This window comes from Pilosibacter sp. YYHA0881 (genome assembly GCF_051602715.1).
GTDB classification, from domain to species: domain Bacteria; phylum Bacillota; class Clostridia; order Lachnospirales; family Lachnospiraceae; genus Alitiscatomonas; species Alitiscatomonas aceti.
Window position 1 is genome coordinate 1541204 of the sequence record NZ_CP175657.1, and the last position, 19704, is coordinate 1560907.

General features: G+C 55.5%; 18 protein-coding genes. 1 reads left to right on the forward strand and 17 read right to left on the reverse strand.

Annotated elements, in window-relative coordinates; all coding sequences use genetic code 11:
- Positions 1-22: 22 nt before the first annotated feature.
- From ACI6NM_RS07170 to ACI6NM_RS07180, 3 genes are read right to left on the reverse strand one after another with little or no spacing between them, the layout of a single operon-like run.
- Positions 23-466 (reverse strand): YwiB family protein, encoded by a 444-nt coding sequence (locus tag ACI6NM_RS07170; RefSeq protein WP_022274502.1) that lies wholly within the window; start codon positions 464-466, stop codon positions 23-25.
- A 9-nt stretch (positions 467-475) separates the two neighbouring features.
- The gene (gene murI / locus ACI6NM_RS07175) at positions 476-1297 is read right to left on the reverse strand and encodes a glutamate racemase (protein ID WP_022274501.1); all 822 of its coding nucleotides are present in this window, start codon (positions 1295-1297) and stop codon (positions 476-478) included.
- 9 nt (positions 1298-1306) lie between these two features.
- Positions 1307-2371 (reverse strand): D-alanine--D-alanine ligase family protein, encoded by a 1065-nt coding sequence (locus tag ACI6NM_RS07180; protein ID WP_262426738.1) that lies wholly within the window; start codon positions 2369-2371, stop codon positions 1307-1309.
- 169 nt (positions 2372-2540) lie between these two features.
- Between ACI6NM_RS07180 and ACI6NM_RS07185 the strand changes: the two genes are divergently transcribed.
- Positions 2541-3305, forward strand: coding sequence for a stage II sporulation protein R (locus ACI6NM_RS07185; RefSeq protein WP_262426739.1), 765 nt, complete (start codon positions 2541-2543; stop codon positions 3303-3305).
- Here ACI6NM_RS07185 and ACI6NM_RS07190 read toward each other — a convergent pair.
- The 14 genes from ACI6NM_RS07190 to ACI6NM_RS07255 form a co-directional block, all read right to left on the reverse strand.
- The gene (locus ACI6NM_RS07190) at positions 3302-3505 is read right to left on the reverse strand and encodes a DUF3791 domain-containing protein (RefSeq protein ID WP_022274498.1); all 204 of its coding nucleotides are present in this window, start codon (positions 3503-3505) and stop codon (positions 3302-3304) included. The genes ACI6NM_RS07185 and ACI6NM_RS07190 overlap by 4 nt on opposite strands.
- A gap of 3 nt (positions 3506-3508) precedes the next feature.
- Complete coding sequence (locus ACI6NM_RS07195) at positions 3509-3748, reverse strand: hypothetical protein (RefSeq protein ID WP_022274497.1); 240 nt, start codon at positions 3746-3748, stop codon at positions 3509-3511.
- Positions 3749-3779: 31 nt separating this feature from the next.
- Positions 3780-5018 (reverse strand): TolC family protein, encoded by a 1239-nt coding sequence (locus tag ACI6NM_RS07200; protein ID WP_262426740.1) that lies wholly within the window; start codon positions 5016-5018, stop codon positions 3780-3782.
- Between the two features lie 28 nt (positions 5019-5046).
- The gene (locus ACI6NM_RS07205; protein ID WP_262426741.1) at positions 5047-6309 is read right to left on the reverse strand and encodes a hypothetical protein; all 1263 of its coding nucleotides are present in this window, start codon (positions 6307-6309) and stop codon (positions 5047-5049) included.
- A 118-nt stretch (positions 6310-6427) separates the two neighbouring features.
- The gene (locus ACI6NM_RS07210) at positions 6428-9466 is read right to left on the reverse strand and encodes an efflux RND transporter permease subunit (RefSeq protein WP_262426742.1); all 3039 of its coding nucleotides are present in this window, start codon (positions 9464-9466) and stop codon (positions 6428-6430) included.
- A 12-nt stretch (positions 9467-9478) separates the two neighbouring features.
- On the reverse strand, positions 9479-10738 hold the full coding sequence (locus tag ACI6NM_RS07215) for an efflux RND transporter periplasmic adaptor subunit (RefSeq protein ID WP_262426743.1): 1260 nt from the start codon (positions 10736-10738) through the stop codon (positions 9479-9481).
- A gap of 20 nt (positions 10739-10758) precedes the next feature.
- Positions 10759-11409 carry a TetR family transcriptional regulator gene (locus tag ACI6NM_RS07220; RefSeq protein WP_438501083.1) on the reverse strand — a complete coding sequence of 217 codons (651 nt, stop codon included), beginning with the start codon at positions 11407-11409 and terminating at the stop codon, positions 10759-10761.
- A gap of 215 nt (positions 11410-11624) precedes the next feature.
- On the reverse strand, positions 11625-12170 hold the full coding sequence (locus ACI6NM_RS07225; protein WP_262426745.1) for a nitroreductase family protein: 546 nt from the start codon (positions 12168-12170) through the stop codon (positions 11625-11627).
- A gap of 17 nt (positions 12171-12187) precedes the next feature.
- A complete protein-coding gene (locus ACI6NM_RS07230) occupies positions 12188-12730 on the reverse strand; it encodes a hypothetical protein (protein ID WP_158358339.1) in 543 nt (180 codons plus the stop codon).
- A gap of 78 nt (positions 12731-12808) precedes the next feature.
- Entirely contained in the window at positions 12809-13909 is a 1101-nt protein-coding gene (locus ACI6NM_RS07235; protein ID WP_262426746.1) for a hypothetical protein, read from the reverse strand.
- Between the two features lie 59 nt (positions 13910-13968).
- Positions 13969-15816, reverse strand: a complete 1848-nt coding sequence (gene ftsH / locus ACI6NM_RS07240; protein WP_262426747.1) for an ATP-dependent zinc metalloprotease FtsH — start codon at positions 15814-15816, stop codon at positions 13969-13971.
- A gap of 12 nt (positions 15817-15828) precedes the next feature.
- Positions 15829-17181, reverse strand: coding sequence for an MATE family efflux transporter (locus tag ACI6NM_RS07245; protein WP_438501084.1), 1353 nt, complete (start codon positions 17179-17181; stop codon positions 15829-15831).
- A 216-nt stretch (positions 17182-17397) separates the two neighbouring features.
- A complete protein-coding gene (locus ACI6NM_RS07250) occupies positions 17398-18777 on the reverse strand; it encodes an MATE family efflux transporter (protein ID WP_158359010.1) in 1380 nt (459 codons plus the stop codon).
- 133 nt (positions 18778-18910) lie between these two features.
- Positions 18911-19687 (reverse strand): IclR family transcriptional regulator, encoded by a 777-nt coding sequence (locus ACI6NM_RS07255; protein WP_158359011.1) that lies wholly within the window; start codon positions 19685-19687, stop codon positions 18911-18913.
- Between the last annotated feature and the right edge of the window lie 17 nt (positions 19688-19704).

Consider the following 19704-nt stretch of genomic DNA (forward strand, 5'->3'; position numbering starts at 1 on the left):
TTCCTCTCTTTCTTCTCCGTCCTTAATCCAGGCTCCAGGGACCATTTCCCTTATCCCTGGCGTAAATTTCAAGGCCGCAGCCGGAAATGTATTCGCCGTTCATTTCCAGGGCATAGGAAATGACGATCCCCATGGATGTCTCATCCTCCTCCACCTCCAGGGCTGAGGTGGTGATCCCCAGGATGATCAGTCCCACCGGCGTCATATAGTTGCACATGTGCTTTTTCCCGCACTCAAAGGTCATATGGGTGTCCACCAGTCCCCGCTTGGTCACCTCCACCTTATCCGGCCAGATCTTCACGATATTGTGGGTCTGGTCTCCGCCCTCCACAATGGTCTCATCATAGATCAGATATTTTTTTCCATTCTTTTCATTAAAGGTCCCCGCAGTGATCATCTCGATCACGTCATTCTCGTCGTCCATGAACTGGGTCCCCTTGACTCTTACCAGAACATCTTTTGTCATCTGTTGCTCCTAATATTTCTCAATGTCGATCAGCATGGTATCCTTCACCTTCCCGGGAAGGATAAACCCGGCAAAGGAGCTGAATTTTTCTGCCATATCGCTCACATAAAACTGGTACTTTTCCTCCACCCGGACCTCCTGGTCCCCGTCACAGTCCATCTCCATGGACCGGAGAAGGGTCCTGAGCTGCACCGCCGTCTCATAGGCCGGATTCACCAGAGTCACCTCGTCTCCCATGGTGCGGGCGATGGTGGAGCGGATCAGAGGATAATGGGTACAGCCCATGACCAGGGTATCGATGTATTTTTCCTTCAGCACCGACAGATACCGGGAGGCGATCTCGTCCGTCACAGTATCGTGGAGAAGCCCCTCCTCCACCAGAGGAACGAACAGGGGGCAGGCCTTTCCGAATACCTCCACCGCCGGATTCATGCTTTTTAAAACAGAGGAATACGCTTTGCTGTTGATGGTCCCGTCGGTCCCGATCACTCCGATCCTCCCGTTTTTTGTGGCGGAGACCGCCGCCCTGGCCCCGGCGTTGATCACGCCGATGATGGGGATATCCTCAGACCGTCTCAGGGCGTCCAGGGCATAGGAGGACGCCGTATTGCAGGCGATGACGATGGCCTTCACTCCCTTGGACCGCAAAAAGCGCATGATCTGCTCCGAAAAACGGATCACCGTATCCTGGGATTTTGTCCCGTAGGGAAGGCGGGCCGTATCCCCGAAATAAACGATCCTCTCGTCCGGAAGCTGGCGCATCACCTCTCTGGCCACCGTGAGCCCTCCCACGCCGGAATCAAAGATCCCGATGGGTGCGTTCTTATCCATAATAAGCGCCTACCTTTCGTAGCGCCTGAGCGCATGTTCCAGAAGATCGTCCACCAGTTTCTCTTTTCCCACGCCTCTGGCCTCCCAGAGCATGGGGTACATACTGATGGCCGTGAAGCCGGGCATGGTATTGATCTCATTGAAGACCACCTCCCCGTCCTCCTTTACGAAGAAGTCCACCCGGGAAAGGCCATAGCCGTCCACAGCCTTAAAAATACGCACTGCCGACTCCCGGATCTCCTCCGCCGCGTTTCCCGGAAGCTCCGGATCCACCACGGTCCTGGAATCGGAATTATAATATTTGGCGTCAAAATCATAGAAATCGGCCGCCGCCAGGATCTCTCCCACGCCGGAGGCCCGTACCTCCTCTTTTCCTCCGCCAAAGACCGCGCATTCCACCTCGTGGCCCACGATCATCTCCTCCACCAGGATCCGCCGGTCATGGAGCGCCGCCTCCTTAAGGCCGTTTTCCAGGGACTTCCGGTCGTCGGCCCGGGACACGCCCCTGGAGGAGCCTGCGTTGGACGGCTTTATGAACACCGGATACGGAAACGCGTCCTCTACCCGCTTTACCACCTGGTCCATCTGCTCCAGCTCTTCCTTCATCACCGGCACGTATTCTGCCTGGCGGATCCCCAGGTTCTTTACGATCAGCTTCGTGGACAGCTTATCCATGGACACGGCGGAGGCTAAGACGCCGCAGCCCACATAGGGGATCTGCGCCAGCTCCAGGATCCCCTGGACCGTGCCGTCCTCCCCGTAAAGGCCGTGGAGCACCGGGAACACCACGTCCACCGGGATTTTTTCTGCCTTTCCGTGGCGGATCACCCATAAGACCTTTTCTGTGGCGTCCGGGGAAAGAACGGCTCTGGAGCCGCTGGTCCTCCAGGTGTCATTTTTCACTTCATCCAGAGAGTCCACCTTAAGCCAGCGGCCCTCCTCTGTGATCCCCACCAGGATCACATTGTATTTTTCCTTATTGATATTGGCTGCCACATTCTGGACAGACATACAGGAGACCACATGCTCCGAAGACTGCCCGCCAAACAGGGCTACCACATTTAATTTTTCCATATTGATCTGCTGCTTCCTTTCATGGTTGATGGGCCGGAAGAGCCTTCCATGGGCCGGACGGAGGATCTCCTCCCGCGCCTGTTCTCTCCGCGGCGTCAATTCGTTTAAATTATAGCACAACAGGCAATAATTACAAATAGCAAAATCGTATAAAAAACTGGAGGAGCTCATGAAAAAGAAATGGTATATCTGCCTGTCCATGACACTGGCACTGATGGTCTTTTTAACGGCCATGAACGGTCTGAGGAGAAAGGAGGAGGCCCTGGCCTCGCGGATCGCGCCAAAGGTCCTGCGGTTCCACGTGCTGGCCAACAGCGATTCCCCTAAAGACCAGGCTTTGAAGCTGGAGGTAAAGGACCTCCTTCTGGATACCATCCGCCAGGGCCTGGGATCAGAAACGGCGCAGGGGCCGGAGCAGGACGCAGGAAATCCTCAGCCGGAAGAATCCGGGACAGAGGCGGGAGACAGCCTTACAAAAGACCAGACGGCCTCCTACATCCTGGAGCATAAAGCATTTCTGGAGGAGACGGCGGAAGCATACATGAAAAGCCGCGGCTTCTCCTATGGCGCGGATATCCGCCTGGAGCAGTGTCTGTTCCCGGAAAAAACCTACGGGGACATGACCTTCCCGGCGGGGACCTACGACGCGGTCCGGGTGCTTTTAGGGGAAGGAAAGGGGAAAAATTTCTGGTGCGTCCTCTATCCCTCCCTCTGCTATGTGGACAGCACCCACGCCGTGGTGCCGGAGGACTCCAGGGACCAGCTGAAGGCCCTGCTTCCCGAGGACGATTTTTCCGCCCTCATGCGGGCCAGGCACCCGTCCGCGCTCCGCCTTCCCGGGCATGAAAAAACGGGACAGAAGGCGTCAGAGGACGCTCTGCCCCGCGTTACGGTACGGTTTAAGCTGGCGGAAATACTTGGCAGAAGGAACTAATCTGAACTGCCGCTGATATAATCGTCAATATCCTGTACGATACAATGGTCTCCCATTGTATGGAGTGATTCAAAATACTTTATAATATATCTGTAAACACCATGTTCATCAAAGAGCCTTGCCACATCCGCACCGGAGAGTCCCTTAAAATGACGGTACCGCTCCATGCAGTAGACCAGGAACGCTAATTCTCTGCTCATCGCTTATGCCTCCTCCGGGTAATCATAGGAGCCTGTTAAAAGCTCGTCCTGATACATGGTATACAGGGTCATGGGGCCATAATGCCACAGCTTGGACGTTTCATCCGAAAGTTCTTGATAGAGCCTGGACTGATAAAAACGGGAGATTGCCTTCTCACCGTCCACATTACTGTTTTTCGTGATCTGCTCAATAACAGGCGGCACAATAATCGCCAGCATTGCACTGAACTGATCTTCACTCATACCAGCTCCCTCCCTTCCGGTCATTTTCTTCCTAGGACACGCTCAGATTCCCCTCCACCGCCTGGTCATACGTCTCCATGGCCTGGAACAGGGCCAGATCCGCCGTTTTCACAGCCGTCTCCTTTGCCGCATAGGAATTTTTCTGCTGGAGGTATTCCAGACGTCCGATGGTGCCCACGGACATTTTCCGGTCCGCCGCCTCCATCTTTGTCTTTTCCAGCTCCAGGGCTGCCACGGCAGTCTGGTATTCATTTCTCTTCTGGAGCACCTGGTTATACAGGTTTTCCAGGGATGAGGAAATGGCCGCTGTCTGGTCCTCAATGGTACGGGCCATATTCTGCTGCTCCACAGAGCCGTCTGTAAGCTGCTCATAGCTCAGACGGTTGTATTTTAAGGTGTAGTTATTGTCGATGGCCGCCTGTTTATCGGCTGCCGGATCCATGGCGCCGATCCGGGAAGGATCTGCTTCCGGCACCTTCCGGATCTCCGGGTTCCCGTTGTACTCCCATCCCAGGAGCGTACACAGGCTCTGGCGCAGCTTCACCTCGCTGGCGTCCATGGCGAGCCTTCCGGCCTGGGCTGACTCCAGGTTCTGTCTGGCCGTCAGCACCGCGTTTTCCGTTGCCAGTCCCAGGGACGCCTGGGTCTGGGTGGACTTATAGACCTCCTCCAGGAGGGTGATGGAATCCTCCAGGCTCTCCTTCTGGAGCAGAAGCTGCTCATAGCCGATCATGGCGCTCTGGGCCCCGGATACCAGTGCCGCCCGGGTACTGTCCACCATCTTTACCTTTAGCATCTCCGGCGTCACTGCGGACAGAGAATCGGCCGACAGCGTCATCTGCTCTGCCTGCTGGGACAAAACCTCCGAGGAGTACACCAGCTCCGCATACGTTCCCGGCGTTACCATATTCTGGTATCCCAGAAGATCCTCAAAGGTGCCTGCCATGCCGGAAAGCTGCCCTGCCTGGTCTGCCAGGCTGCCGGAGCCTTCCATGATCTGGTTCTTTAATTTATCCACATCTTTATAATCGTCCTTGGTATCCGAATACGTATCCTTTACGTTTTTTAACGTCGGGTTATAAGTATCCACCAGAAGTCCGATCTCCTCATATTCCAGGACGTTGTCCTGGATCCGCGCCATGGTGGCGTCGTCGTAGGGCTGTCCCGGCCCCGGCACAAACTCCTCCGCGTACGCCGGTACGGTCCAGGCCAGTGAAACAGCCAGCGCCGCCGGGATCACCCGTCTTCCCATCGTCATTTTTCTCATCATTCTATCATTCCTTTCCGGGTCCCGCCCGCTACATGGCTCCCTGGCCCTGGTCCTGGCTCTGGGCTCCCGAGGCCAGCTCCATCATGCCTTTTACGGCCCATTCGTATTCCTCCATGGCTCCCGTTAAAGCCAGGCTGGCTTCCGTAAATTCCGCCTCCGCCGCCAGATAGGCGCTTTCCGCCGTCAGATATTCCTGGCGGCTCATCATACCCAGGGCGTTTTTCCGGTCTGCCGCAGCCTTGTCGGCCCCATCGGCCGCAAATTTGGTCTTTGCCGCCTCATAGGCCGCCTGCTTCTGGAGCACATCCTTATATAAGAGGTCCAGGCTGGTCCGCACCTCATTTTCCTGGTCCTTAATGGTCCGGGCCTTGGCCACAGCCCCTCCCTGGGACGAGGACGACGCCATCCTGGTGTCGTAAAGGGTCACATTATTCTCAATGGCCTTGCTGATATCTGCCGCCGGATCATAGGATGCGATCCTTGCCAGATCCGGCTCCGGCACCTTCTGGATCACCGGGTCTGCGTCGTAACGCCAGCCCAGCATCCGGATCAGCGTCTGCTTCTGATCCTTCTCTTCATTTTCTGCCGAAGAAGCCGCCGCCCGGGCAAAATTTAAGGCCTCCTCCGCTGCCAGCACGTTTTCTGCCGAATAGAGCCCCAGCTCCATCTGGCGCTTTGATGCCTCATACGTAAGCTCCGCCATTTCCAGGGACTTTTCTGCCGCCTTCGTCTTAAGCTCCAGGATCTCATGGTCCCGCATCATGGCGTTCACAGTCTTCACTGTATTGTTTTTTGAGATCCGCAGGGCCCTTAGAGCCGAAGCCCCCGAGGCAGACCGGCCTTTGGCCGCGTCCTCCAGGTCCTTTGCCCTGGCCCGGAGGATCCGCACGTTGTTCCTGTACTCCTCATACTCCTGCTTCGTGATGCTGTCCTTCTCATCCTCTGCCGTATCTGCCAGGGTCTCCGCCTCCTGGCGCAGGGTCTCTGCCACGCTTAAAAGCTGGTCCTTTGTGAGTCCTGTGGAGCTTCCCGGATTATAATAGAACTGGTCCAGCTGTTTCTGGTAGGCGCTGTTATACCGTTCCACCAGTCCTGGGATCTCCCAATATTCCAGGGTATCGTCTGCAAAGCTGGCCAGTGCGGCCTCGTCATATTCTGTCACAGGCGATGCCTGGACAGCCACCGTGGCCCGTGCCGTCAGAAGACCGGTCCCGGGAACGCTTATGATCCCGCCCAGGGCCGCTGCAAAGACCAGGAGCCCTGTTTTTTTCCATGGTCGTATATCCTTCATGGGATCTTCCTCCCTTCTTTCCCTTTTTAAGCATATACAGAAAGGACCGGAAACGCAATAAAATTTCTCTTACGATTTCTTTCGTTTCTGGTCCTTTTCTTATGATCTTACGCCCTTATCAGTCGTAATCCGGCTCCTCCTTGGGCTTCCGGTTCATGAGTCTGTAATAGACCGGCAGCATCAGGAGCGCCAGGACTGTGGAGGCGATGAGGCCGCCCACATCCACCAGAGCCAGGCCCTGCATCATCTCTCCCGCATCGCCGTAGGCCAGGGCCATGGGGATCATGGCCACGATGGTGGTGAGGGTCGTCATCAGCATGGGACGGATACGGGTGGCTCCGGCCTCGATCACCGCCTCGTCCAGATCCATTTCATTCCGATACTGATTGGCGGTGTCCACATAGAGGATACCGTTGTTCACCACCGTTCCCACTAACATCAGGAAGCCCAGGAGGCTCACCATGCTGATGGGGCTGTCTGCCAGCCAGAGGAGGCCGAAGGCTCCGATCAGGGAGAACGGGATCGTGGTCATTACCATGATGGAGAACTTGGGTGACTCGAACTGGGCCGCCATGACCACAAATACCAGGAACACGGCAATGGCAATGGCCTGGCCCAGGGAAGAGAATTCCTCATTCATCATCTCGTCCATGGTATTCTGCTGCATGGAGACTGATGCATTTAAGTATTTCCCGATGACCTCCTCCCGGAGCTTCCCGTCTGTGGAGAGATCCGCCTCGTCGGTCAGCTGGCCGGAAATAGTCACCTGGTACTGCTTGTCGCTCTTCATGATGCTCTGAGGGCTGTCCTTGAAGCCGATCTCTGCAATATCGGTCAGTGCCACCATGCTTCCTGTGGCCGTGGGAAGGACGATGCCCTGGAGCTTGTCGATGGTATCGTACTGGTCATCCCCGTATTCCACCTTTACGCTTAAGTCGTTTCCGTTAACGTTCAGAGTGGTGGCCTCTGTCCCGCTCAGCATAGCATAGACCTGGCCGGCCACCTGGGCCGGAGCCAGTCCCTCTGCCGATGCCTTCACCGGATCCACAGAGATCTTCACCAGAGGCGCGTCATTTTCCAGGGATGAATGGACATGGGTCACCTCCGGTCTGGCCTGAAGCTCTTCCACAATGGCGTCAGATACCTCCTTCAGCTCATCGTACTGGGTGCTGACTAAAATGTAGCTCACCTGGTCCGCCTGGTTCATGGTCATGGTGGAGCCCAGGGAGCTCTGCTTTTCCAGGGAAATGGAGCAGTCCGGCCACTTCTGCAGCTCCCGCTTCCATTCTTTTAATACCTGGTCTGTCTCTCTGGATTTATCATCCTTTAAATAGGCTGTAATGGATGCGCCGCTTCCTCCCATGGAAAGCCCCGAGCTTCCGTAGGACAGCATATAAGAATCCAGGTCTGCATCCTTCGTAATATAATCCTCCACCTTCACCAGCACATCATTGACCCGGTCAATGGTCAGGCCCGGCTGAGTCTCCACGGTGATCCCGATGATGCCCGGATCGTCAGCCACCATCAGCTCCATCTTCAGCTGGCCGGCCATCATAAAGGACAGGACCAGAAGGACCACCGAAGTGATCATTACCAGGGCCTTATGGCACATGAGCTTCCTCACCAGGCTCCGGTAGCCGTCCTGCGTGGCCCGCAGCATCCGGGAAGCCGGATTTTCTGTCTTTTCCTTTGGACGGTAAAAGGTATAGCATAAGGGCACGATGGTCATGGCGGAGATCAAGGATGCCACCATACAGAATACGATGGTAAAGCCCAGAGGCTTGAACATCTGTCCGCTAATACCCTTGATCAATGCCAGGGGAATGAACACCACGCAGGTGGTGACCGTACCGCCGATAATAGATTCCAGAACAGCCTTTGTTCCGTCTAAGGCCGCATTCCTGGCCTCCACAAAGCCTCCCTGCTTGGTATTTCTGAAGCAGCTCTCCAGCACCACGATGGAATTATCCACCATCATTCCCACGCCCAGGACCAGACTGGACAGGGTAATGACGTTCAGAGAGAAGCCCATGGCCTTCATAAGGATCAGGGCCGCCAGGATGGACACGGGAATGGAGGTTCCCACGATCAGGGATGCCTTCATGTCGCCAAAGAACAGCCAGATGATGACCATGGAGACCACAACGGCCATGATCATGGTCTGGAACACGCTTTCCAGGGAGCTGGAGATAGATTCGCTGCTGTCGTTAATGACCACCACCTCCAGGGCCGGGTCATCAGCCTTCAGATCATCTACGATCTTCAGCACATCCCTGGACACCTCCATGTTGCTGCTCTCCTGGTTTTTCTTGATGCCCAGGGCGATGGTGTCCTTGCCGTTATAACGGCCGATGCTGCTTTTTTCCTCCAGAGTGCTGTAAACCTCCGCCACGTCCTCCAGGTAGATGATGTTTCCGTTTCCCAGGGTAATGGGGATCTTCTTTAAAAGCTCAATGGTATCGAAATCAGTGCCCGAGGTCACAGAAAGCTTTTTGTTTCCCACAGTGGTGCTGCCGATGGGCATGGAAAAATCGGCGGAGCCCACGCACTGGGCGATGGTGTTCATGTTCAGATGGTACTGGGCCAGCTTTTCCGGGATCAGCTCCACCTTAATATATTCCTCCTGGCCGCCGCTGACGTCTACGCTGGCCACAGAGGACAGCTTCTCAAACTCCGGAACGATCCGGCTGTCCACATAGTTGTAAAGGTTATCCGCCTGCTCGTTGTTGACCGCCAGGGTAATCGCTGCGGTGTCGTTGATGTCCATCTCGATGATGGTGGGCGTCTGCACGTCCTCCGGGAATTCGTTCACCAGTCCGTCCAGCTTTTTCTTCAGATCATCGTAGGCCTTATCCATATCCTTGCCATACTCGTACTGTAAAAGCACCATCCCCATATTTTCGGAAGACATGCTGGTGATGGTATCTATACCTGTGAGCGTGCTGATCTCATCCTCGATGGGCTTCGTTACCAGCTCCTCCACGTCCTCCGGGCTGGCTCCCGGATAAACGGCGTTGACGATCAGCATGGGCATCTCCATTTCCGGCGTAAGCTCCAGCTTCGAGGAAAATACAGAGGAAAGGCCAAATACGATGAGGCACAGCACAACCAGGACCGTTGTGACCGGCCGTCTTAATACCTGTTTTGTCAAACCCATATCTGTGCCTCCTTACTGAGCGTTTGCTGATGTCTCTTCTGTGGATGTCTCTTCTGCCGCCGGTTCCGGTGCCTCTGCATCTCCGGCTGCTGCATCTGCTGCCGGTTCCCCTGGAGCGTCTGTCATGGGCGCTTCTCCGTTCCCGGCCTCCGGACTCTCCCCGGCTCCAGCGCTCTCTCCGCCGTCCAGGGATGTTTCAGCGTCTGTACCGGAGCCCTCCGCCAGCTGCACCGGAGCTCCCTCATAAAGCTCCTTCGTCCAGGTGGTGATCACCTGGTCGCTGTAATCCAGGCCCGAAAGCACCTGGATCCGTTCTGAGCCGATGAGCCCGTCCTCGATGGCCGCCTTGCGGGCAGCTCCCGCCTCCTGGTCGTAGATGTATACATAAGCCTGACCACCGCTGTAAGAAACGCAGTCCACCGGGACCGTCATGACGTTTTCTGCCTTTTCTGAGATAACGGAAAGCTTCACCACCGTGCCAGTGGCCAGGGCATCGGCCCCCTCCAGGCTGGCCTTGATCTTAAAAAGACCGGTCTGCTGGTCCACCATGGTGGCGATCTCCGTGATCACGCCGTTATACTCCGTTCCATTCTTTTCCACGGTCATGGCGTCTCCGGGATGAAGTCCCTCCCGCACCCGCTCGCTGACGGAAAATGCCACGGACTTATTGCCCGCTCCGGAGATCACCGCTGCCACAGAGCCTGCGGCCATCATGTCATGGACCTTCACATCAAAGCTCTCCAGAAGACCGCTGATGGGCGCTGTCACCGTACTGTTCTCCAGCTGTATGTCATAGCTCAGCTTGGCTCCGTCATACTGGAGCTTCGCCATGGACACGCTGTTGACCACCTGCTCGTAGGCCTGGGCAGAAATATCGCCGCTGTCATAAAGGACCTTCATCCGGTTTAAATTGGTCTGGGCATCGTCTAAGGATACCTTTGCCGTATTTAACTGGATCCTGGCAGACTCCAGCTGTTTATTGTCGATCTTAAAAAGCGTCTGGTCCTTTTCCACCATCTCTCCCTGGTTTACATAAACCTCCAGGACCTCTCCGCTTCCCATGGCCGCCACATACACCACATCCGCCGGCTCTACGGTGCCTGTCAGATCCGTGGAGATGGAAATGGTATCTGCCGCAGGGTTTTCCACCTGGACCGATGGATCCGGGACTGCCTCCATGGGCTCCTCCTTCTTTGTCATACGCATGAACACCAGGGTCCCCAGCGCTCCCACGGCCAGAACTGCTGTCACTGCTTTTGCCAGTTTTTTCATAATTTTTATTCTCCTCTTTTTTATTCTGTTTTTTCCTTTTCTGCTCTCTGAGGACAGACGCCGTATCTCAGCAGGTTGATGCGCCTGTTATAAAAGTCCATGGCTTCCTGGGTCCCGCATTCCCCGTTCAGCTTTTTCTTCAGAGCCATCACCAGAGTAATGGCGTGAAGATCCATCAGATCCGTAAAGGTACGAAAGTCTATGGGAAACCGCGTCTGGTCCAGAAGTCCATAGATCCGGTCCAGATAGGACCGCTTGCATTCCATATGGTCTTCACCCTTTTCTCCTTCAACGCTTTCCTTAAACAGGTCGAAAAAGGTCTTGCTCCCAATGAGCCTGGTGACCATTCCCATAAAGCCGCCGTCATTGGCATGGAGGATGGTGTGCTCCAGGGACCTGGAAAGAGTCAGCCAGATGTCCCCGCCGTTTTCTTCCATGTCCCGGACGTAAAAATCGTTGTGCTCCCGGACCCGGTCGCTGATGAGCCACCGCAGAAGATCGTACTTGCTCTCAAAATATGTATAGAAGCTTCCGCGGGAAATATCCGCCTCCTGGATGATCCGGTTGATGGACGCGGATTCCGGGGATGTCCGCGTAAATTCCTGGATCCCCGCCCGCCGTATGGCCTCAATCTTCTCCTCCGGCAGCCTCTTAAACCGCTCTGTCGGCATATGATCCCTCTTTTCATAAGTTCATATTTATCAAAGTGACAACTCGTCATCATTATAGTGACACCCTGTCATATTGTCAATGGGGACGGAGCATATTTTATAGAATTTATAGAGTTTTTAGAAAAGTAAAATGAGCCGCAGGTCTGTATGCCAGACGTCCGCAGCTCATTTTTTTCACAGGCTCCCGCCAGTCCGGGCCATACGGCCCCGGGCTCCTACCACTGGTTATAGGTCACGATCTCATCCAGTTCCTTTCTCGCTTTCTTTCTGGGCGCGCCCTCATTGGCCGGGTATCCCACAGTGATGATAAGGCGCACCGGACGCTCCTCGGGGATCCCGAAGGCCCTGTGGAGCTTTTCCTGGTTCATGGTGCCGATGATGCACGTTCCCAGCCCCATGGAAGCGGCCTCATAGCAGATCCCCATGGCCGCCATCCCGATATCCATCTGGGCAAAGTGCTGGGGGCCGTAATGCTCCTCCACTCCCGGCTTATACTGGGCCTTTTCCTCACAGATCAGGATAAAGGCCGGGACGCTGGCTCCCCAGGGACAGCCCGTGAGACCATTATCGTCAAAGGCATCCACCACCTTTTCACGGCTCTCCGGCTCATCCACAAGGATAAAATGCCACGGCTGGGAATTGCAGGCGCTGGGGGCAAAGCGGGCCACATCCACCAGATGGACCAGCTGTTCCCTCGTCACGGGACGGTCTGCGTACACCCGGCAGCTCTCCCGCTTCATCTGTAATTCTTCAAAATTCATAAAAAAAATCTCCTTTATTATTTTAAGCTCCTGGCCGCCTCTCTGGCTGCCTCAAAATCATTGGTGACCGTACCGTCAGGGAGGATGAATACAGGGATCCCCACCCGGCCCTCCTTCCGAATCTCATCGTAAAGCTCCGGGTGATTTTCCCGGATCCTCAGATACAGGCGCATATCGTTTAAATTCTCCACGATATCATGGAACTCCACCGGAAGCCCTTCCTCCTTAAGCTCCGCCAGGCGGTTCCGGCAGGCCTTGCAGAGGTGGCTCCCCACCATCACCACTGCCGGCTTCTTCGCCCTTCTGGCCGCCTCAAAGGCCGCGTCACAATCCATGGTGACTGTACCGTCTTCTAAAACGAATACAGGGATCCCGATCTGGTTGTTTTCCCGTGCCTCCTTATAAAGCTCCGGATTTCCCTCGCGGATCTCTAAGAATTCCTTCACATAGTCCAGGGCCTTTTCCATATCGTGGAATTCAATGGGAAGGCGCTCCCTTTGGATCACCTCCATGGCTGATACACAGTCCTTGCAGATATGGTTTCCTATCATTCTGATCATCTTGTGGTTCCTCCTTTTTATCTGCTGCCCCGCAGAGCTTTTTCGCCCGGGGCGGTTTCTTAGGCATCGTTTCCTTCCCTAGACCGTTTCGCCCTCTTCCGGCGCGTAAAGGCTCAGCATACAGAATTCCCCGCTGCCGCTGTCATCATAGGCTGCCCAGGCCTCCAGGCCCTGGTACATCACCTCTCCGGTGATCCCGTCCTCCAGTCCGCCTTCCATAACTACGGTCTCAAAGACCATCTGGCCGCCGGGATTTTCAGAAACAGCTCCCGATTCCTTCAGAAGCTCCATGACCATATCCAGAAGCTGGTACATGGCCTCCAGGTTATCTGCGGAGACCTGTATGCCGTGGAGGCTGCCATCACCGGTGTCCAGGCTCAGGGTCACGCCCCGGTACCAGCCGTCCTCCCCCGTAAGGATATAGTCATACCGGACCTCATAATTGGTGAACTCCCCAAAGGCAAAGTTAGCGCTGGTCCGGCCCAGCTCCTCCACCGCCAGGCCATGGTCTGCGGCCAGGCCCTCCAGGTCCGCCTGAAGCTCATCACCGTTTACGTCCAGGTGGCCGTAGCCATTGCACCGGATCCCTGCAGCCCGGACCTCCTCCTCTGAAAGCTCCTGCTCTCCGGCCGCCGTTTCCTCCGGCCACACCTCCTCTATAGAGATCCCCTCATCCCAGGATCCCTCCTCCGGATATACTGGCTCCGGCTCCAGGTCCGGGACCATATGGCTTATACTGTTCATGACCATCCCGCCGGAGGCCATGATCACAGCTGCCGCGGCTGCGGCCAGGATCCACACCGGGGCCCATCCCCGGCCTGGCCGGGACGCACTTCGGCCAGAGCCGGCGCTCTGGTTCCGGGATACCTGCGCCTCGGAAGCCTTCCCTCCAGACTTTCCGTTCTTTCCGGTCTTGGCCTTAGGCGCAGCAGCGGCCTTCCTTCCCGGCCATCCGTCCTTTTCCACATCCTCATACGAAGCTCTGTGGTCCGGCCTGGCTTCCATTTCCCCGGTATGCAGATCCCCGTGGTACTGGCAGTTCTCCTCTGAGGCCGGATGTCTTTCATTTAAATAATAATTCACGTCCACGATCAGAGGCGTTTTCACAAAACGACGGCATCCCCGGCAGTAGCGGCCTTCCAGCTCCTGATCGCAGTACGGGCAGATTCGTTTTCTCATCTGATCCCCTCCTGCTGTCAGTATACACTACTTCCAGGGATGCGTAAACAAAAAATATCCTATCGGTTTAAAATTTCCATGAACTCTTCGCCGGTAATGGTCTCCTTTTCCAGAAGATAAGCCGAAAGCTCATTGAGTTTTCCTGCATGTTCCTTAAGGATCTCCATGGCCTTCCCATACTGCTCCTTCACGGTCTTAATGACCTCCTCGTCGATGGCCCTGGCCGTTTCCGGCGAGCAGGCTAAGGACGTGTCTCCGCCCAGATACTGGTTGGTCACGGTCTCTAAGGCCACCATTCCGAACTGCTCGCTCATACCGTACCGGGTCACCATGGCCCTGGCCAGCTTTGTGGCCTGCTCGATGTCGTTGGAAGCGCCGGTGGTGATGGAATGGAACATGAATTCCTCTGCCGCGCGGCCTCCGGTGAGGGTGGCGATCTTATTTAAGGCTTCTTCCTTACTCATTAAGAACCGTTCCCCGGCCTCCACCTGCATGGTGTAGCCCAGAGCGCCGCTGGTCCTGGGGATAATGGTGATCTTGTGGACCGGAGCCGAGTTGGACTGGCAGGCAGCCACCAGGGCGTGGCCGATCTCATGGTAGGCCACGATCCTCTTCTCGTTCTCAGACACCGCCGCATCCTTTCTCTGGTATCCGGCGATGACCGTCTCCACGCTCTCCTCCAGATCCGCCTGGCAGACGACTCTGCGGCCCAGACGCACGGCCCTTAGGGCCGCCTCGTTGATGATGTTGGCAAGCTCTGCACCGCTGGCGCCGGAGGTTGCCCTGGCAATGGCGTTGAAGTCCACGGTATCGTCCATTTTCACACTGCGGCCATGGACTTTAAGGATCGCCTCACGGCCCTTAAGATCCGGCAGCTCCACCGGGATCCGGCGGTCAAAACGGCCCGGTCTTAACAGCGCCTGGTCCAGGGATTCGGGCCTGTTGGTGGCCGCCAGGATCACAACGCCCTTCTTTCCGTCAAAGCCGTCCATCTCTGTTAAGAGCTGGTTTAAGGTCTGCTCTCTCTCGTCGTTTCCGCCCATGCCGCTGCCATCACGCTTTTTGCCGATGGTATCGATCTCGTCGATGAATACGATACAGGGGGCCTTTTCGTTGGCCTGCTTAAACAGGTCGCGGACCTTGGCCGCTCCCATGCCCACGAACATCTCCACAAACTCCGAGCCGGAGATGGAGAAAAACGGCACATGGGCCTCTCCTGCCACAGCCTTTGCCAGAAGTGTCTTACCGGTTCCCGGAGGGCCCACCAGAAGGGCTCCCTTGGGGAGAGTGGCTCCGATGTCTGCATATTTCTTCGGGTCGTGCAGAAAGTCCACGATCTCCTTTAAGGCCTCCTTGGCCTCTTCCTCTCCGGCCACATCGGCAAAGGTCTTTCCCGTTTCATTTTCCGCATAGATCTTGGCGTTGGACTTTCCAAAGGTCATGGCGTTCCCGCCCATGCGCTTGGCCATCATCCGGCTTAAGAGATGGCCCATTAAGAACATGAGTCCAAAGGGCAGGATCCAGGTGGTCAGGAAGTTCATTAGGGCCGATTCCTTATGAGGGATCACCTTTCCGAAGGTGACTCCCGCCTTATAGAGCCGGTTGGTCAGCGCCTCGTCCTCCCAGAGGCCGGTCTTATAGATCTGCTCCTTTCCCTGGGCATCCGTGGCCAGGAACATGATCTGGTCCGTGTCCTTTTCCACCTGGACCACCTTTCCCGCGTCCACCATGGCCAGGAATTCATTGTAATTGACCTCCATCACCTTTTCTTCCATCACATTGGGGAAGACCAGGGCATTTAACAGCATGGTCACTAAAAATATGGTGAGGAAATAGTAGATCAGGCCCTTGGGGCTTTGCTGTGAGGGCTGCTTTCCAGGCGTTTTTCCGCCGTCTGTTGTTCCCATAAATATTCTCCTTTACTTTTTCACTTTCGTATCTGCATGCTGGTACAGCATCCTGTTGAAATTCCGTGCAAACAGGATCACGGTGGTGGCAATGGCAATGAGATCCGCAATGGGCTCTGCGTAAAACAGTCCATCGGTGCCCATGCCAAGCTTCGGAAGAAGGATGGCCAGAGGGATCAGAAGGATCACCTTCCGTAAAAGCGCCAGGAATACGGAGATCTTCGCCTGTCCCAGGGCCAGAAAGGTCTGCTGGCAGGCCATCTGGGCTCCCATGATCAGAAAACCAAAGAGATAGATCCTGGCCGCGTAAATGCCGATCTCGATCACCTGGGCATTGTCCGAAAACAGACGGATGAACACCTGGGGGAATAAAAGCACAGCTCCTGTCCCCACCAGGGAAAAACCGACTCCCGCTGCAAACAGCAGCTTAAAGGCCTTCTTCACCCGCTCATGGTTCCCGGCTCCGAAGTTATAGCTGATGATGGGCTGGGCACCCTGGGTCAGTCCGGACAAAGGCAGGAACAGCATCTGCATGATGGAAAACAGGATGGTCATGGCCCCCACATAGTAGTCATTCCCGTAATGCTGCATTCCAGAGTTATACGTCAGCTGCACCAGGCATTCCGTGGCCTGCATGATGAACGGGGACGCTCCCAGGGCCAGCACCGGGACCAGGACCGCCTTTTTTATCTTCAGATTTTCTTTTCTGACCCTTAAGATGCTCTTCTTTCCGCAAAGGAAGGACAGCACCCAGACAGCCGAAACGGTCTGGCTTAAGATGGTGGCCAGAGCCGCTCCCTGGACGCCCATGTGAAGGCCGAAAATGAAGACCGGGTCCAGGATGATATTTAACACAGCACCGATGAGCACGGTCTTCATTCCCGTCTTTGCAAAGCCCTGGCAGTTGATGAACGTATTTAATCCCAGGGCGATCTGTACGGAAATAGTGCCCAGAAGATAGATCCCCAGATAGCTGTTGGCATAGCCGATGGTCTGTTCACTGGCTCCGAACAGCATCAGCAGCGGTTCCTTCACCGCATAAAAGAACACACTTAAGACCACTGCCAGAATGCACAGGGCCGTGATGCAGTTCCCCAGGATCCGCTCCGCCCCCTTCATATCCTTCTTTCCCATACAGATGGCTGCCTGGGGCGCTCCCCCGGCTCCCACCAGAGCCGCAAAGGCGGAGATCAGGATGATCACCGGGAAGGTGACTCCCAGCCCGGCCAGGGCCAGATGGCCCACCTCCGGGATCCGGCCCACGTAGATCCGGTCCACCATATTATAAAGAAGATTCACAAGCTGGGCAAATACCGTGGGAACTGCCAGCTCTGTCATCAGCTTCCCCAATGGGGCTGTTGCCATTTTATTGTTGTCCTGTACCTTGCTGTCCATTGTTTTCTTACACCGTCTCTTTCCTTGATGATCCGTTTCTTTTCCTCTATTCTTCCTGTATCCGAGGAAAATTATCCGCTCTCTTATAGTGACAACTTGTCACCTTTTTGTACAGTGCTTATCCTATCACGCAAACCGCGGACCGTCAAGGAAGTTCACAAAACTTTCGCAATTCTTATGTTTTTTTTAGATTTCGATCTTCATCCACCGGCCGCTCTTAAATCTCCAGGTGGTAAGAAGGAGCCTGGAGGTCTGGTCTCCCAGGATCCCCAGCCAGATCCCTACTAACCCCAGTCCGCAGGCATAGCAGAACACATAGGACAGGATGGGACGGACGAAGGTGATGCTGATGGTGGAGGCAATGGTGGTAAATACCACATCACCGGCTCCCCTTAAACAGCCCATGTAGATCACCTGGGCGATCTGGAGAAGGACGATGAAGGTCAGGACACGGGTGATCTCCACCCCCATGGCCACCAGGTGGGGCTCATCGAAAAACAGATGAAAATACCAGGTACCCAGGGTGGTGTAAAGGACCGCCAGCACAATGGAGATCATATTGCCGATCCTCTGGCAGATGGTGCCGTACATCTGGGCCAGATCCGGCCGCTTTTCTCCCAGGCTCCTGCCGCAGAGGGCCACCGCCGCCACCTGCATCCCGTCTCCAAAGGAAAAGGAAAGGCTCATGACGTTCATTCCCACCTGGTGGGCCGCAAAGGCGTCGGTCCCCAGCTTTGCCACCATGATGGAGACCGTAAGGAAGCCGATCCGCATGAAGATCTGCTCCACAAATACACTGGAGGCCACCTTGAACATGTTTTTTGCTGGCTCCAGGGTGACCCGCACCTTTTCCTTAATGATAAAGGGGATGCTGACAAAATTATCCCGTTTCATCACCGAAAGAATGCTCATGAGGCAGGCGATGACCGTTCCAAATACCGTGGCCAGGGCCGCTCCGGTGATCCCAAGCCTGGGAAAGCCCAGATTTCCCTGGATCAGCAGGTAGTTTCCGATCATATTGACCACATTGGAGGTCACATTGGTGCGCATGGCGATCTTTGTGTTTCCTGCTCCTCTCTGGGCCGCGTTAATGGCCATGGAGATAATGTTGAACATCATCCCGCCCATGATGATCTGGAAATACCGGACGGCTCCCGCCTGGGTATCCTCGTTGGCCCCGCAGAGCCGGATAATGGGATCTGCAAAGAAAACGCAGGCCATGCTGATCAATGTCCCCACCGCCAGGGTAAAGGCCGCTGCCATTAAGAGCACCTGGTTGGCTCCGTACTGGTCCTTCTCTCCCCGTCGTCTGGCCACCAGGGCCGACACGGAAACGTTGGTGGCGATGAAGATGCACAGCCCGATGAACTTGGGCTGGGTCGTAAGTCCCACGGCGGCCACAGCCTCTGGCCCCATGGAACTGACCATCAGAGAATCCACCATTCCGGCCAGGGCAATAAAAAAGGACTCCATGACTGCAGGCCACGCCATATGGAATGCAGTCTGGTATCCCTTTTTATTTCCGCCCATGAATTTCTGGATCCTGGTTTTTTGATTTCCTTCCATATTTTATCCTCCCCTGTTTTTCACATACCTTCATTATAAACTTCAGTACGTTAAAAAGCAAGTGTATCAAGCAAGAAGCTCGCCTGCGGCGGGCCGCTTCTGCGGCATAATTCCCTTCCGCCTGGGCTTACTTCTACTTTCCAGCCAGCCCCAGGCTCCGGGACAGCTCCTGCCGGAAGGCCAGCACATACTCCTTAAGCTCCAGGATCCGCTGGTCGGTCATACGGTTGGCCGGGGCCGAAATACTCAGTGCGTATACGGGATCCTTGTGGTAATCCCTGAGACTGGCGGCGATGCAGCGGACGCCCTCCTCGTTTTCTTCATCGTCCACCGCATATCCGTCTTTCCGTACCTGCTCCACCCGTTCCATGAGAACGGGAAGCTCTGTGATGGTCCTGGGCGTCAGCTTCCGGATCCGGGAATTTTTCCAGATCTCTCCGATCTCCCGGTCCGTCAGCTCCGCCAGCAGGGCCTTTCCCACGCCGGAACAGTAAAGAGGGATCCGGCTACCCACCCGGGATACCATACGGATGGAGCTTGCGAAGGATTCCACCTTGTCGATATAGACCGCCTCCGTCCCTTCCCGCTTCACCAGGTGGACCGTCTCACCCGTCTGCTCCGACAGACGCTTTAACGACGGATGGATCAGGGCCGCCATACTGGTCTGCTCCAGGATCCGGCTGCCGATCTCTAAGAATTTTAGGGACAAGTAATATTTTAGGGATTCCTCGTCCTGGCGGATATAGCCCATATACTGTAAGGACGCCACCAGCCTGTGTACCGTGCTCTTATGAAATCCCAGGGAAGCGCTCAGCTCCATGATCCCCATAGGGCCATTTTCTGCCAGAAGCTCGATGACCCGGAACAGCTTCTCCGCCACCTGTATGGGATTCTTTGATTCTTCTTCCATGATACGATCTTCCTCCG

Coding starts and splice junctions, on each gene's coding strand:
- ftsH (WP_262426747.1), bottom strand. CDS start 15,816: ATGGGAACAACAGACGGCGGAAAAACGCCTGGAAAGCAGCCCTCACAG.
- ACI6NM_RS07225 (WP_262426745.1), bottom strand. CDS start 12,170: ATGAATTTTGAAGAATTACAGATGAAGCGGGAGAGCTGCCGGGTGTAC.
- ACI6NM_RS07205 (WP_262426741.1), bottom strand. CDS start 6,309: ATGAAGGATATACGACCATGGAAAAAAACAGGGCTCCTGGTCTTTGCA.
- ACI6NM_RS07245 (WP_438501084.1), bottom strand. CDS start 17,181: ATGGCAACAGCCCCATTGGGGAAGCTGATGACAGAGCTGGCAGTTCCC.
- ACI6NM_RS07180 (WP_262426738.1), bottom strand. CDS start 2,371: ATGGAAAAATTAAATGTGGTAGCCCTGTTTGGCGGGCAGTCTTCGGAG.
- ACI6NM_RS07250 (WP_158359010.1), bottom strand. CDS start 18,777: ATGGAAGGAAATCAAAAAACCAGGATCCAGAAATTCATGGGCGGAAAT.
- ACI6NM_RS07235 (WP_262426746.1), bottom strand. CDS start 13,909: ATGAGAAAACGAATCTGCCCGTACTGCGATCAGGAGCTGGAAGGCCGC.
- ACI6NM_RS07210 (WP_262426742.1), bottom strand. CDS start 9,466: ATGGGTTTGACAAAACAGGTATTAAGACGGCCGGTCACAACGGTCCTG.
- ACI6NM_RS07190 (WP_022274498.1), bottom strand. CDS start 3,505: ATGAGCAGAGAATTAGCGTTCCTGGTCTACTGCATGGAGCGGTACCGT.
- ACI6NM_RS07255 (WP_158359011.1), bottom strand. CDS start 19,687: ATGGAAGAAGAATCAAAGAATCCCATACAGGTGGCGGAGAAGCTGTTC.
- ACI6NM_RS07170 (WP_022274502.1), bottom strand. CDS start 466: ATGACAAAAGATGTTCTGGTAAGAGTCAAGGGGACCCAGTTCATGGAC.
- murI (WP_022274501.1), bottom strand. CDS start 1,297: ATGGATAAGAACGCACCCATCGGGATCTTTGATTCCGGCGTGGGAGGG.
- ACI6NM_RS07195 (WP_022274497.1), bottom strand. CDS start 3,748: ATGAGTGAAGATCAGTTCAGTGCAATGCTGGCGATTATTGTGCCGCCT.
- ACI6NM_RS07200 (WP_262426740.1), bottom strand. CDS start 5,018: ATGATGAGAAAAATGACGATGGGAAGACGGGTGATCCCGGCGGCGCTG.
- ACI6NM_RS07230 (WP_158358339.1), bottom strand. CDS start 12,730: ATGATCAGAATGATAGGAAACCATATCTGCAAGGACTGTGTATCAGCC.
- ACI6NM_RS07215 (WP_262426743.1), bottom strand. CDS start 10,738: ATGAAAAAACTGGCAAAAGCAGTGACAGCAGTTCTGGCCGTGGGAGCG.
- ACI6NM_RS07185 (WP_262426739.1), top strand. CDS start 2,541: ATGAAAAAGAAATGGTATATCTGCCTGTCCATGACACTGGCACTGATG.
- ACI6NM_RS07220 (WP_438501083.1), bottom strand. CDS start 11,409: ATGCCGACAGAGCGGTTTAAGAGGCTGCCGGAGGAGAAGATTGAGGCC.